The sequence below is a fragment of the Stutzerimonas stutzeri genome (assembly GCF_018138085.1).
GTDB classification, from domain to species: Bacteria; Pseudomonadota; Gammaproteobacteria; order Pseudomonadales; family Pseudomonadaceae; genus Stutzerimonas; species Stutzerimonas stutzeri_AI.
The window spans coordinates 4,798,981-4,812,803 of the sequence record NZ_CP073105.1 but is presented as its reverse complement, the minus strand read 5'-3'; the positions used below and the strand labels follow the sequence as shown (position 1 = coordinate 4,812,803).

13 protein-coding genes are annotated in these 13,823 nt (G+C 62.6%); 9 read left to right on the top strand and 4 right to left on the bottom strand.

Translation table 11 applies throughout. The features are described from left to right. Positions 1 to 21 precede the first annotated feature (21 nt). The gene (locus KCX70_RS22010; RefSeq protein WP_021206935.1) at positions 22 to 408 is read right to left on the bottom strand and encodes a response regulator; all 387 of its coding nucleotides are present in this window, start codon (positions 406 to 408) and stop codon (positions 22 to 24) included. Positions 409 to 854: 446 nt separating this feature from the next. Here KCX70_RS22010 and desA point away from each other — a divergent pair, with 446 nt between their 5' ends. Both desA and KCX70_RS22000 read left to right on the top strand, forming a co-directional pair. After that, positions 855 to 2,045, top strand: coding sequence for a delta-9 fatty acid desaturase DesA (desA, locus tag KCX70_RS22005; protein ID WP_212618835.1), 1,191 nt, complete (start codon positions 855 to 857; stop codon positions 2,043 to 2,045). 141 nt (positions 2,046 to 2,186) lie between these two features. Continuing rightward, a complete protein-coding gene (locus KCX70_RS22000; protein ID WP_212618834.1) occupies positions 2,187 to 3,185 on the top strand; it encodes a GGDEF domain-containing protein in 999 nt (332 codons plus the stop codon). 186 nt (positions 3,186 to 3,371) lie between these two features. Here the strand turns inward: KCX70_RS22000 and aguA are convergent, their stop codons facing one another. Together aguA and KCX70_RS21990 are read right to left on the bottom strand one after the other, a co-directional pair. Further along, complete coding sequence (gene aguA / locus KCX70_RS21995; RefSeq protein ID WP_212618833.1) at positions 3,372 to 4,487, bottom strand: agmatine deiminase; 1,116 nt, start codon at positions 4,485 to 4,487, stop codon at positions 3,372 to 3,374. Positions 4,488 to 4,844: 357 nt separating this feature from the next. Then, on the bottom strand, positions 4,845 to 5,501 hold the full coding sequence (locus KCX70_RS21990) for a TetR/AcrR family transcriptional regulator (RefSeq protein WP_212618832.1): 657 nt from the start codon (positions 5,499 to 5,501) through the stop codon (positions 4,845 to 4,847). A 260-nt stretch (positions 5,502 to 5,761) separates the two neighbouring features. On the opposite strand from KCX70_RS21990, the gene KCX70_RS21985 reads away from it, so the two are divergent. Both KCX70_RS21985 and KCX70_RS21980 read left to right on the top strand, forming a co-directional pair. Beyond that, positions 5,762 to 6,304 (top strand): DinB family protein, encoded by a 543-nt coding sequence (locus KCX70_RS21985; protein WP_212618831.1) that lies wholly within the window; start codon positions 5,762 to 5,764, stop codon positions 6,302 to 6,304. Between the two features lie 344 nt (positions 6,305 to 6,648). Next, positions 6,649 to 6,999 (top strand): VOC family protein, encoded by a 351-nt coding sequence (locus tag KCX70_RS21980; protein ID WP_212618830.1) that lies wholly within the window; start codon positions 6,649 to 6,651, stop codon positions 6,997 to 6,999. A 71-nt stretch (positions 7,000 to 7,070) separates the two neighbouring features. Here KCX70_RS21980 and KCX70_RS21975 read toward each other — a convergent pair whose 3' ends face one another. Next, a complete protein-coding gene (locus KCX70_RS21975) occupies positions 7,071 to 8,447 on the bottom strand; it encodes a glutamine synthetase family protein (protein WP_212618829.1) in 1,377 nt (458 codons plus the stop codon). A 251-nt stretch (positions 8,448 to 8,698) separates the two neighbouring features. Here KCX70_RS21975 and KCX70_RS21970 point away from each other — a divergent pair, with 251 nt between their 5' ends. From KCX70_RS21970 to KCX70_RS21950, 5 genes are all read left to right on the top strand, one after another. Then, on the top strand, positions 8,699 to 9,445 hold the full coding sequence (locus KCX70_RS21970) for a gamma-glutamyl-gamma-aminobutyrate hydrolase family protein (protein ID WP_102852662.1): 747 nt from the start codon (positions 8,699 to 8,701) through the stop codon (positions 9,443 to 9,445). Between the two features lie 45 nt (positions 9,446 to 9,490). Further along, positions 9,491 to 10,849: a glutamine synthetase family protein gene (locus KCX70_RS21965; RefSeq protein ID WP_021206945.1), complete on the top strand. Its 1,359-nt coding sequence runs from the start codon at positions 9,491 to 9,493 to the stop codon at positions 10,847 to 10,849. Positions 10,850 to 10,921: 72 nt separating this feature from the next. Further along, positions 10,922 to 12,280, top strand: coding sequence for an aspartate aminotransferase family protein (locus tag KCX70_RS21960; protein WP_212618828.1), 1,359 nt, complete (start codon positions 10,922 to 10,924; stop codon positions 12,278 to 12,280). Beyond that, positions 12,280 to 12,450, top strand: coding sequence for a hypothetical protein (locus KCX70_RS21955; protein ID WP_212618827.1), 171 nt, complete (start codon positions 12,280 to 12,282; stop codon positions 12,448 to 12,450). Before KCX70_RS21960 ends, KCX70_RS21955 begins: the two co-directional genes overlap by 1 nt. 93 nt (positions 12,451 to 12,543) lie before the next feature. Continuing rightward, the gene (locus tag KCX70_RS21950) at positions 12,544 to 13,641 is read left to right on the top strand and encodes a polyamine ABC transporter substrate-binding protein (protein ID WP_021206948.1); all 1,098 of its coding nucleotides are present in this window, start codon (positions 12,544 to 12,546) and stop codon (positions 13,639 to 13,641) included. The last annotated feature ends 182 nt before the right edge of the window (positions 13,642 to 13,823 follow it).

Below are 13,823 nucleotides of genomic sequence, written 5' to 3'. Positions count from 1 at the left end.
TGAAGGGGCTGGTCGCGGCGGCTACAGGCCGTCGGCGTCCCAGATGGATTGGATCTGGCCGGCCAGGCGCATCGGGTCGAATGGCTTGACGATCACGTCGCGCGCGCCGAGCTTACGCAGGTGCTCGACCTCACCCGGTTGGACCTTGGCCGTCATGAACACCACGGGTATCTGCGCCAGATCGATCCGCTCCGCAAGCCTGGCCAGGGTTTCCGTACCGCCCATGCCGGGCATCATCACATCGAGCAGGATGAACTGCGGAACGAAGCCTTCGACCTCCTGCAGTGCCTGCGTGCCGGATGAGCAGGACAGCACCTGATAGCCGCCGATCGCCTCCAGGGCCACCTTCACGACGGCCTGGATAGAGGGGTCGTCCTCCACGTGAAGTATCCGTTTGAGCACGGTCATGCGGGTCTCCGGTAACGATGCTTCGACCATTCAAAAGGCGGCAGTTTGCCATCTTGCTCGTTCGTTGGCGCAGCGTGCGAGAAAAAATAGCCGGACTGCCGGCAACGCACGCAAGCGCTAGATGTAGCGAGCGCGTCCGCGAAAGGGGCCGGTCCGGCCATGCCCGGGTGTGCGACGTGATCGAGGCGGTCCGTTCAGCTTTCGACTTCGCCTGTGGCCAGAATTTCCCTTGCGCGCCGTCTGCGCTTCACGAGTCGCTGGGAGGCGCGCGCTAGACAGGGCAAGCCGGCCGGCGAAACCTCCGTTGACGATCGGACGGTTGCCGTGGGCGGTTAAAAGTCGCACTGTGCGACGGGCGGGTGCGGTAATGCGCCGGCATGGGTCGATAATGTCCCGGCGTCGGCAATGGCTGACGCGTGTTTTCTTCGCTGCGAGGCTGCAACACTATGTGGTACACCGGTTTTCTCGACCTTACGGCCTGGGAGGTGGTTGCGGCCACTTTGCTTCTGACCCACGTGACGATCGTCGCCGTCACCGTTTATCTACATCGCTACTCCGCCCACCGCTCGCTGGAGCTCAATGGCGGACTCAAGCATTTCTTCCGTTTCTGGCTGTGGCTGACCACGGCGATGAATACCCGCGAGTGGACCGCCATCCACCGCAAGCACCACGCCAAGTGCGAAACGCCGGACGACCCGCACAGCCCGGTACAGAAGGGGCTGGGCACCGTGCTGCGGCGCGGCGCCGAGCTGTATATGGAAGAGGCGAAGAACGAAGAGACCCTGCGCATCTATGGCAAGAACTGCCCGGACGACCGGATCGAGCGCAACCTGTACTCGCGCTTTCCCAACCTCGGCATCGTCCTGATGCTCGGCCTCGACCTGGCCTTGTTCGGCGTGATCGGGCTGACCGTCTGGGCGGTGCAGATGATCTGGATTCCGCTCTGGGCCGCCGGTGTGGTGAATGGCCTGGGCCATGCGGTGGGCTACCGCAACTTCGAGTGCCGCGATGCCGCGACCAACCTGTTGCCGTGGGGCATCCTCATCGGCGGCGAAGAACTGCACAACAACCACCATACCTATCCGAATTCGGCCAAGTTGTCCGTACGCAAGTGGGAGTTCGACATCGGCTGGGCCTGGATCAAGCTGTTCAGCCTGTTCGGGCTGGCCAAGGTCAACCGCACCGCACCGATCGCTCACCGCGTGTCGGCCAAGCCGCAGCTGGACATGGACAGCGCCATGGCCATCCTCAACAACCGCTTTCAGATCATGGCGCAGTATCGCCGGCTGGTGATTAAACCGTTGGTACGCCTGGAACTCGAGCGCGCCGATGCATCGGTGCGCCATCAATTCCGCCGTGCCAAGCGCCTGCTTTCGCGTGAGCCGAGCCTGCTGCAGCAAGAGCAACACGCTCGTATCGCCGTGATCCTCGAGCAGAGTCAGTCACTGCGGGTGATCTACGAGCGACGCCTGGCCTTGCAGCAGATCTGGTCGCGGACCAGCGCCAACGGGCACGACATGCTCGCCGCGATCAAGCAGTGGGTGCAGGACGCCGAAGCCAGCGGTATTCAGTCGTTGCGCGAGTTCGCCGAGCACCTGCGAACCTATTCGCTGAGACCGGCTGTCGCCCACGCATGACCTCCGATCGGCGCGCTCACTGGCGGGCGCGCCGGCTGGAACTTTGCTCGAAAGACGCTCTCTGATTGGCATTCCGATGCTTTCGCGACAGTTGCCCCTGCGGCTTTCCGTTGGTGCCTGGCGCCATGTGAGAACGCAGTTATGAAGTTCGTGAACCAGCGAAGCGAAGTGGGGGCAGGCATTCTCCCTCCATCCGAGGCGCAGACCTTGTTGGCCTTGATGCATGCTCGCGCTGAAGTCGAGCGGTTGAGCGAGCGCGAGCAGCTATTCAGCACCCTGATGGGGGCCGTCAACGCGGTGTTGTGGGCCTTCGACTGGCAGGCGCAGCGGATCATCTACGTCAGTCCCGCGTATGAGCAGGTATTCGGTCGCTCGGCCGCGCTGCTGCTGGCCGATTTTGGCGAGTGGCGTAACAGCATCTATCCGGATGATCTGGAGTACGCGCAGCGCAGCATGCTTGAGGTGCTCGACACGGGCGCTGTCGAAGCGCGCGAATACCGCATCATCCGTGCCGACGGCCAGCTACGCTGGCTCAGCGACAAGTGTTTCATCGCACGCAACGCGGACAGCGCCCACGGGCCGATCATCGTCGGCATTGCCGAAGACATCACCGAAAAGAAGCAGCTCGAAGGTGAACTGCAGCGCCTGGCCACCATCGATGTGCTGACGCAGAGCAGCAACCGCCGCTACTTCTTCGAATGTGCTCAGCGCGAATTCGACATGGCGCGGCAATACGCGTCCCCGCTGGCCTTCCAGCTGCTCGATATCGACGACTTCAAGCGGATCAATGATACCCACGGCCATCAGATGGGCGATCAGGTGTTGCAGCGCGTGGCGCAATGCGGCTCGTCCGTGCTGCGCCGCGGCGACCTGTTTGGCCGTATTGGCGGCGAGGAGTTTGCCTTGCTGCTGCCCGGTTGCCAGCCCGATCTGGCCGAGCAGATTGCCGAACGGTTGCAGCGTGAAATCCAGCGACTGGTGTTCACCAGCCCTGACGGCCAGCGCTTCGGCGTCACCATCAGCCTGGGCGTGACCTACCTCAGGGCCAGTGATCCGGATCTCAGCGCCCTGTTCGCCAGGGCCGACGCGGCGATGTATACCGCCAAGCGCCTGGGCAAGAACCAGGTCATCGTGTCCTGATCCGCTCTGCGCGCCGAGCTGGGCGGGAGCCGCGCGCTGCCATCCATCCTGGCTAGCCGCGGCACGATGGCATTGCGTGAACCGGCCGGCAGCGCCTTGATCCGCGTCGATCGCCAAGCCTCGGAGCCGGCAGCCCGCCCAGCAGAGCCGCGCTGAAATGCATGCTGCCGGCATCATTGCCCGATGCTACGCCGGAGCGCGGCTCGACGCGGCAGGTTGCTGCTGAGTGATGCAGTGAATGTTGCCGCCGCCCAGCAGGATCTCGCGGCCCGGTACCATGACGACCTGATGCTGCGGAAAGAGCCGGCTGAGGATGGCCTCGGCTTCGCCATCCAGTGGGTCGCCGAACGACGGCGCGATGATGCCGCCGTTGACGATCAGGAAGTTCACGTAGCTGCCAGCCAGGCGGATCGAGGGATCACGCGGCTGACTGCCCGCCAGCGGTACGACGCCGGCGCATTCCGCTTCGGTCGCGTGCAGCGGCCCGGGAATCGGCATCTTGTGTACGACCAGTGGGCGGTCCCAGGCGTCCGTTGCCTGTTCCAGGACACGCATGGCGGCCTGGCAGCGCGGGTAGTTGGGATTCTCGGTGTCGTCGGTCCAGGCCAGCAGCACCTCGCCCGGGCGCACGAAGCAGCAGAAATTATCCACGTGCCCGTCCGTTTCATCGTTGAACAGGCCATGCGGCAGCCAGATCACCTTGTCGATCGCCAGGTAGTCGGACAGCATGCGTTCGATTTCTTCGCGGCCCAGGTGGGGGTTGCGGTTTCGATTGAGCAGGCATTCCTCGGTGGTGATCAGCGTGCCTTCGCCGTCGACATGAATCGAGCCGCCTTCAAGCACGAAGCCTTCGGTGCGGTAGCGATCGCAACGCTCGATTTCTAGAATCTTGAGCGCGACCTCGTCGTCGCGCTGCCAGTCTTCGTAGAGCCCGCCGTTCAAGCCGCCCCAGGCGTTGAACGTCCAGTCGACCCCGCGCAGGCCGCCTTTTCCGTTGATCACGAAGGTCGGACCGGTATCGCGCACCCAGGCATCGTCGCTGCTGATCTCCACCACGCGGATGCGCGGATCGTCGAGCTGCTCGCGTGCCGCGACGAATTGGGCTGCGGTGGCACAGACAGTGACCGGCTCGAAGCGCGCGATCGCCTTGGCTACAGTGGTGAACGCCGCTTGTGCCGGCGTAGCCTGGTCGCGCCAGTTATCCGGACGCTGCGGCCAGACCATCCACGTCTGGCTGTGCAGGGCCCATTCGGCAGGCATGTGAAAATCGTCGGAGCGTGGGGTAGTGGTCAGCGTGGTCATCGTCTTACCTGCGAATGAACGGCGTTTTTTCCGGGCCAGCACACGCGGCTGCCCTCTCTTCGGTGTGCGGACATCTGACCGCGACGAACGGGATTCAGCCGAGATCCCAGCGAACGGCTGGTCCGATTGGTAACGAAAAGCCCGTAGGTACAGTGCCCGCCCTGCGTCTCGCCGGGCGAATCCCAGCAGCAAGGTCGCCGCGACACCGATGGTAGCGGTCATGGGAACCTCGTCACTGCTGATCTGACTGAGCTTTGCGTTGGGTCTCGCCAATCTAGCCGATAATTATCTGTCTGAAAAGCGAGAATCGCAGTATGGAAGATCTCGCCCGCCGTTTAAGCCGATAATTATCGGTAATCAGTTGAGCGGTTGGTCCCGCTTTGGCAGGCATGGCGGCAGATAAAGGCCCAGATAGGCATCGAGCACGCGCATGCCTTCTTCGGCCATCCGTTCAGTGATTCGACCGTGTTGATGCACCGAGCGCGCATAAACCCGATCGCCCAGTTCCAGCGCGAGGGCGAATACCTCGACGTCATCCGGCAGTACTGGCAATTGGAAATGTCGGGTAAAGAGGGCGCGCATCAGCTCGCCGAGTTCGATGTCGTGCTGCCGGTCCGCCTGGAGGACTTCGGCCAAGCCGTGCTGGGCGAGGATCAACTGCCGGGCCGCGGCGTCGCGATCGTAGATCGCCAACATGCGCCGTTCGACCTGCCGCGCCAGGTGCTGCCAGCCTTGCAACGCCTGATGATCGATCGGTTGCCCGAGGCTGACCCGAAAGGCCGCATGCACGTCGGCCGTCAGCGCTTCGAGCAGTGCCGGCACGCTGGGGAAGAAGTGGTAGACCGAAGACGGCGGAATCGCCGCCCGCTCCGCCACGCTGTAGATCGACATCCCGGCCACGCCGGCTTCGGCGAGCAGTTCACGGGCGGCCGCGAGAATCTGCGCGATCCGCGCCTGGCTGCTGGCGCGAGGCTTGCGGCTTGTGGGAATGCTTGGGGAGGGGATGGCGCTCATGGATGCTATTGGATGCCAGGGCGGCGACGGATGCAACGGGTACGGCCAAGTCGCCACCTGTCGCACCCGGAACAGGCCTGCGCCAGCGCGCCGGCAAGCGAGCCGGGACATGCACCGGCCGCGACCTCGTCTATAACTACAGAGGCCGAAGCAGGCAGTCCGAACGGAGTCGGGACGCCAGGTCGCCGACACCGGAACGCCCTGGCCGAGAGGCTAGATACCTCCTGTGATGCGTAACCGCTGGAAGAGACGAAACCCTGATGAGCTTGAAAGCACACTTTGAATTGCTGGCGTCCTACAACCAGTGGATGAACGCGGAGATCTACACGGCGGCGGGTGAGTTAGGCGCGGATGAACTGGCCCAGGACCGTGGCGCCTTTTTTGGCTCGATCCTGGGCACGCTGAACCACATCCTGATTGCCGATATCATTTGGCTGAAACGATTCGCCGCACATCCGGCCTGCCTGGTCCCGTTGCGTGAGATCGTCGAGCTGCCGGACCCGCGCAGCCTGGACCAGATACTGTTCGACGACTTCGCGGCCTTGTCCGAGCAGAGGTTCTGGCTGGATCACCGAATCAGCGATTGGGTCAGCCAGCTGTCGGACGATGATCTGGATCGCGTCCTCGCCTATCGCAACACCAAAGGGGTTCCCGCCAACAGACGGTTTTCGAGCTTGGTTCTGCACTTCTTCAATCATCAAACTCACCATCGTGGTCAGGTCACCACGCTGCTGTCCCAGGCAGGTAAGACCGTCGAGGTTACCGACCTGCTGGTGCTGATACCGGACGAGGGCGCTGCATGACCGTCGTGCTGCCAGGGCCTTTCTCCTTTGCGGCGCATCCGGCGCTTTGCCCGCAGCTAGCGACTTGAAGCTTGCGCCAGCTGTTGAATGGTTTCTGGGTGATAGGACGGGCTTCAGGTTGATTCCGACCGCCATCGTTTCGTTGCGATCGATACGCTGAGCGGCGCCGCAGGAGGTTGTTCGCCACGTCCATGAACCCCTGGAGAAAATGGCCTGTGGCTTGTCGAATCGCGCGAGCCTGTCCATCCGCCGAGCAGCAGGCCGCTTTCAATCAATTACATAGCGGCGTGAGATTCGCGGCACGCGCGCTGATCGCCCCGCATCGCCCATCGAGAGGAGTCCGCATGAAGGTAAACCGTATCGTCGCCAACGTTACCGTCGCCGATCCGGCCGTTGCGCACGCTTTCTACAAGGACTTGCTCGGGCTCGAACTGGCCATGGATCATGGCTGGATCCGGACCTACACCAGCACGTCCCAGATGAGCCCGCAGATCAGCTTCGCGAGCCAGGGCGGCTCGGACACGCCGGTTCCAGACTTGTCCATTGAGGTGGATGACCTGGACGAGGCCCTGCGACGGATGCAGAACGCGGGCGTCCCGTTGGTGTATGGCCCCGTCACCGAGGGGTGGGGCGTTCGGCGGTTCTTCGTCAGGGACCCGCTGGGCAAGCTGATCAATATCCTCCAGCACCAGTAGCTGCCTCCGCCCGGCAGCCGCTTATCACGGCTGCGTAGCGGGGGCTGGGCCCGCAACACGGCGGGCTCCGGTCAGACGGTATGCAGATACCAGTTGTATTCCAGGTCGGAGATAGAGTGCTCGAACTCTTCCAGCTCGCTCTCCTTGCAGGCGACGAAGATGTCGGTGTACTGCGGGCTGATGTAGCGCGCCATGATCTCGCTGTCGTCCAGCTCGCGCAGGGCATCGCGCAGGTTGGTCGGCAAGCTCGGCTCCACCTGTTCGTAGGAGTTGCCTTCGATCGGCTCGTCCGGCGCGATCTTGTTGGTCAGGCCGTGATGGATGCCGGCCAGAACGCTCGCCAGTAGCAGATACGGATTGGCGTCGGCGCCGGCAACGCGATGCTCGATGCGCACGGCGTCCGGGCTGTCGGTCGGCACCCGCAACGCAACGGTGCGGTTATCCAGGCCCCAGCACGGCGCATTCGGCACGTAGAACTGGGCGCCGAAGCGGCGGTAGGAGTTGACGTTGGGGCAGAGGAAGGCCATCGACGCGGCCATGGTCTGCTGAATCCCGCCGATGGCGTGGCGCAAGGTTTCGCTTTCCAGCGGATTGCTGGTGGCGAAGATGTTGTTGCCGTTCTTGTCGAGCAGCGAGATATGCACGTGCAGCCCGTTGCCGGCCTGGCCCGGGTAGGGCTTGGCCATGAAGGTAGTGTCCATCTCGTGGTCGTAGGCGATGTTCTTGATCAGGCGCTTGAGCAGCACCGCATAATCGCATGCCTTGATCGGGTCGGCGACGTGATGGAGGTTGACCTCGAACTGTGCCGGTGCGCTTTCCTTGACGATGGCATCGGCAGGAATGCCCTGTTCCTTGGCCCCTTCGAGAACGTCTTGCAGACAGTCGACGTATTCGTCGAGGTCATCGATCAGGTAGACCTGCGTGGAGTGCGGGCGCTTGCCGGAGATCGGCGAACGCGGTGGTTGCGGGCGACCGTTCACGTTCTCCTGGTCGATCAGGTAGAACTCCAGTTCGAAGGCGGCGCAAATGGTCAGGCCGAGTGCATCGAACTTGCTCACTACCTGGCGTAGCACCTCGCGCGGATCGGCGAAGAACGGCGAGCCGTCACGCTCGTGCATGGTCATCAGCAGCTGCGCGGTGGGGCGCTTCTGCCAGGGTTCGTTGCTCAATGTGTTGGGAATCGGGAAGCAGGTCCGGTCCGAATCACCGATGTCCATGCCCAGGCCAGAGCTCTCCACGGTGATGCCATTGATGTCGAGGGCGAAGAGCGAGGCCGGCAGGTTGATCCCTTTTTCATAAACCCTGTGCAGGCTGGCGCGCTCGATGCGCTTGCCTCGAACGACACCGTTCATGTCTGCGATCAGCAGGTCGACGTACTGGACCTCCGGGTGTTCCTTGAGAAATGCGTTCGCTTCGTTGAGCTGAACGGCACGCGGCGGCGGGAGCATGATGAAGCACCTTAATTGTTAAAAATTTCAATCATCAAACGGCTTGGTTTGGAGTCAATCGAAAAGCCTTGTCGCTGTCAATAGCCCCGCGAAATGCCCCATTGAGGCCCGCTGTGGGCGTTTCTGGGGTGATTCAGCGAAAAAGCACAAATCGCTGAAGGCACTTTCCGAAGCGAGATTGCTCGGCTATTGTCTATAAAAACGAACAAGACTACTCTCCGATGAGCCCCATCCGGAAAGACGAGTATCCCATGCCTCGCGTGCCATTGATCGGCGTTTCGGCCTGTACCAGGCAGATAGGCCTCCACAGTTTCCACATCGCTGGCGACAAGTACCTGCGCGCGGCGGCTGTAGCCGGTATACCGCTGGTCATCCCGGCACTCGGCGACCTGATCGATCCTGTTGCACTAGTGGATAGCGTAGACGGCCTGCTGTTTACCGGCTCGCCATCGAATGTCGAACCCCATCATTACGGTGGCCAGGCCAGTGCGCAAGGCACGCCCCATGATGCCGCGCGCGATCAGCTGACACTGCCGCTGATTCGCGCGGCGGTCGCGGCGGGCGTCCCGGTGTTCGGCGTCTGCCGAGGTTTTCAGGAAATGAACGTTGCGTTCGGCGGCAGTCTGCACCAGCGGGTTCACGAGGTCGGCCCCTATGCCGATCACCGTGAGCGCACCGAGGATCCGGTAGAGGTGCAGTACGGCATCAGCCATGCGCTGCACGTTCAGCCGGGTGGTGTGCTCGAACAGCTCGGACTTCCGCCGCAGATCGAGGTCAATTCCGTACACGGCCAGGGGGTCGAGCGGCTCGGCAAGGGCCTGCGCATCGAAGCGCTGGCACCCGATGGCCTGATCGAGGCGTTTTCCGTCGAGGGTGCGCAGAGCTTTGCCCTTGGCGTGCAGTGGCATCCGGAATGGAAGGTGCATGAACATCCTTATTACCTGGCGTTGTTCGAGGGCTTTGCCCGCGCATGCCGGGAACGCGCAGGACGGCGCTGAGCGCGGGCCGGCACGGCGCTCGTTTCACTAATCTCTGAGGTCGTTATGTCCAGCAAGCTCGACCAGCTCACCGGCTGGCTGAAAGAACGCAAGATCACCGAGGTGGAATGCCTGATCAGCGACCTGACCGGCATCGCCCGCGGCAAGATATCCCCCACCAACAAGTTTCTCGACGAAAAGGGCATGCGCCTGCCGGAGAGCGTGCTGTTGCAGACGGTCACCGGCGATTACGTCGAAGACGACATCTATTACGAATTGCTCGATCCGGCCGACATCGACATGTTCTGTCGGCCCGACCCGGACGCCGTCTTCCTCGTGCCCTGGGCCATCGAGCCCACCGCCCAGGTCATCCACGACACCTACGACAAGATGGGCAACCCCATCGAGATCTCGCCGCGCAACATCCTCAAACGTGTCCTGAAGATGTATGCCGACAAGGGCTGGCAGCCCATCGTCGCGCCAGAGATGGAGTTCTACCTGACCAAGCGTTGCGAGGACCCGGACCTGCCGTTCCAGCCGCCGATCGGCCGCTCGGGCCGCCAGGAGACCGGCCGCCAATCCTTTTCCATCGACGCGGCTAACGAGTTCGACCCGCTGTTCGAAGACATGTACGACTGGTGCGAGGCCCAGGGCCTGGATCTGGATACCCTGATCCATGAGGAAGGCACCGCGCAGATGGAAATCAACTTCCGTCATGGCGAGGCGCTGCACCTGGCCGACCAGATCCTGGTGTTCAAGCGCACCATGCGTGAGGCGGCGCTCAAGCACAACGTCGCCGCCACCTTCATGGCCAAGCCCATGACCGGCGAGCCGGGCAGCGCGATGCACCTGCACCAGAGCGTGGTGGACCTGGAGACCGGGCGCAACATTTTCTCCAACAGCGACGGCACCATGAGCCAGCTGTTTCTGAACCATGTGGGCGGCCTGCAGAAATACATTCCCGAGCTGCTGCCGCTGTTCGCACCGAACGTAAACTCTTTCCGCCGCTTCCTGCCCGACACCTCGGCGCCGGTGAACGTCGAATGGGGCGAAGAGAACCGCACCGTCGGCCTGCGCGTCCCGGATTCCGATCCGCAGAACCGCCGCGTCGAGAACCGCCTGCCGGGCGCCGACGCCAATCCCTACCTGGCCATCGCCGCCAGCCTGCTGTGTGGCTACATCGGCATGGTCGAGGAGCTGACTCCGAGCCAGCCGGTCAAGGGCCGCGGCTACGAGCGGCGCAACCTGCGCCTGCCGTTGACACTGGAGGCCGCGCTCGAGCGCATGGAGACCTGTCGGCAACTGGAGAAATACCTGAGTCCGAAATTCATCACCGGCTACGTCGCGGTCAAGCGCGCCGAGCAGGAGAACTACCACCGTGTCATCAGTTCCTGGGAGCGGGAATTCCTGATGCTCTCGGTGTAACGAACAACCGCAGGGTGGATGACGCTTTTCTCATCCACCAATAACGCAACGAATATGGCCAAGAGGTGACTGATGAGCGATTCGCAAACCCTGCAATGGCAAGCCCTGAGCCGCGACCATCACTTGCCGCCGTTCACCGACTTCAAGGCGCTGAACGCCAAGGGCACACGGATCATTACCCGCGGTGAGGGTGTGTATCTCTGGGACAGCGAAGGCCACAAGATCCTCGACGCCATGGCCGGGCTCTGGTGCGTCAACCTCGGTTATGGCCGTGAAGAACTGGTCGAGGCCGCCACGAAGCAGATGCGTGAGCTGCCTTACTACAACCTGTTCTTCCAGACCGCCCACCCGCCGGCGCTGGCACTGGCCAAGGCCATCGCCGAGATCGCCCCGGAAGGCATGAACCATGTCTTCTTCACCGGTTCCGGCTCCGAGGCTAACGACACGGTGCTGCGCATGGTGCGCCATTACTGGGCGATCAAGGGCCAGCCGCAGAAGAAGGTGGTGATCGGTCGCTGGAACGGCTACCACGGTTCGACCATCGCCGGCGCCAGCCTCGGCGGCATGAAGGCCATGCACGAACAGGGCGACGGGCCGATCCCGGGAATCGAGCACATCGACCAGCCCTACTGGTTCGGCGAGGGCGGTGATCTCGATCCGGACGAATTCGGCGTTCGCGTGGCCCAGCAACTCGAGCAGAAAATTCTGGAAATCGGCGAAGACAAGGTCGCCGCCTTCATCGCCGAGCCGATCCAGGGTGCTGGCGGGGTGATCATCCCGCCGGACAGCTACTGGCCGAAGATCCGCGAGATCCTCGCCCGTTACGACATTCTGTTCATCGCCGACGAGGTGATCTGCGGCTTCGGCCGCACCGGCGAATGGTTCGGCAGCGACTACTACGGCAACGCACCGGACCTGATGCCGATCGCCAAGGGCCTGACCTCCGGCTACCTGCCCATGGGTGGCGTGGTGGTGCGCGACGAAGTAGTGCACACCCTCAACGAGGGCGGCGAGTTCTATCACGGCTTCACCTATTCCGGGCATCCGGTGGCGGCCGCGGTGGCGCTGGAAAACATCCGCATCATGCGCGAAGAGCAGATCGTCGAGCGGGTTAAAAGCAAGACGGCACCTTATTTGCAGTCTCGCTGGCGCGAGCTGGTCGAGCACCCGCTGGTGGGCGAGGCCCGTGGCGTCGGCATGCTCGGCGCGCTGGAACTGGTGAAGAACAAGAAGACCCGCGAGCGTTTCGCCGATCCGGGCGTGGGCATGCTCTGCCGCGAGCACTGCTTCCGTAACGGTCTGGTGATGCGTGCGGTCGGTGACACCATGATCATTTCACCGCCGCTGGTGATCAACGAAGCGCAGATCGACGAGCTGATCGACAAGGTTCGCCTGTGCCTCGATGCGACCCTCAAGGATGCGCGCGGGTGATGATCGTGGCGCTGGCGCCGCGGATCGCGGGCCTGGTGGTTTCAGTGCTGGCCGATCGCCTGCAAAACGTGTCCGGGCGGTTGAAAAAACGCCACCGACCTTGCCAGACTGCGCGCGTGTTCTGGCCTGACCTGCCGAGGGGTGTGTCGATGCCGGTACCGCCGCACTAGTTGTCCAGGCGTGATGGGATCCGGCGCTCGACGCCGGTCCTTCGTGACCTGTCCCTAGCCCCAATACAAACGATCACAACAGGAGCTACACGGATGAAACCCTTTGCCAAGACACTCCTTGCAATGACGCTGGCCGGTACCGTCGCTGGCGCCGCCCAGGCCGAAGACAAGGTACTGCACGTCTATAACTGGTCCGACTATATTGCCGAGGACACCCTGGAGAACTTCACCAAGGAAACCGGCATCAAGGTCGTCTACGACGTCTTCGACAGCAACGAAGTGCTCGAAGCCAAGCTGCTCGCCGGCAGCTCGGGCTACGACGTGGTCGTCCCGTCCAACCCCTTCCTGGCCAAGCAGATCAAGGCTGGCGTATTCCAGAAGCTCGACAAGAGCAAGCTGCCGAACTGGGAAAATCTCGACAAGGACCTGCTCGAGGCGCTGCAGCCCAGCGATCCGGGTAACCAGTACGCCGTACCCTACATGTGGGGCACTATCGGCATCGGCTACAACCCGGAGAAGGTCAAAGCGGTACTGGGCGAGAACGCGCCCGTTGATTCCTGGGACCTGGTGTTCAAGCCGGAGAACATGGAAAAGCTGAAATCCTGCGGCGTCTCCTTCCTCGACTCGCCGACCGAGATCCTTCCGGCCGCATTGCACTACCTCGGCTATAAGCCAGACACCACCAAGCGCGACGAGCTGAAGAAGGCCGAGGATCTGTTCATGCAGATCCGCCCCGACGTGGCCTACTTCCATTCCTCCAAGTACATCTCGGACCTGGCCAACGGCAACGTCTGCGTCGCCATCGGTTATTCCGGCGACGTCTATCAGGCCAAGGCGCGCGCCGAGGAAGCCGGCGGCAAGGTCAAGGTCAGCTACAACATCCCCAAGGAAGGCGCAGGCACCTTCTTCGACATGCTGGCCATCCCGGCGGATGCGAAAAACATCGATAACGCTCACGTCTTCCTCAACTACCTGATGAAGCCGGACGTGATGGCGTCTATCACCAACTATGTGCAGTTCCCCAACGGCAACGCGGCCGCCACGCCACTGGTCGACGAGGCGATCCGCACCGATCCGGGCGTCTACCCGAGCCAGGCCGTGCTGAAGAAGCTGTACACCTTCCCCGATCTGGACCCCAAGACCCAGCGCACCATGACTCGGAGCTGGACCAAGATCAAATCGGGACGTTAAGCGTCACACCGTTGCGAACAGGTCTTCGGGCCTGCTCGCAATGGCGCGGCAGGCGACGAGCCGTCGCCGGTCATTGATGAGGATGCCAGGCATGGCGCTCGTGGTTTCCACAGTAGGTCACCTCGCACTGCTGTTCTCGGAGCATGGCCGCATTGCCAGTTGCGTGTTTCCTGTTGATTTTT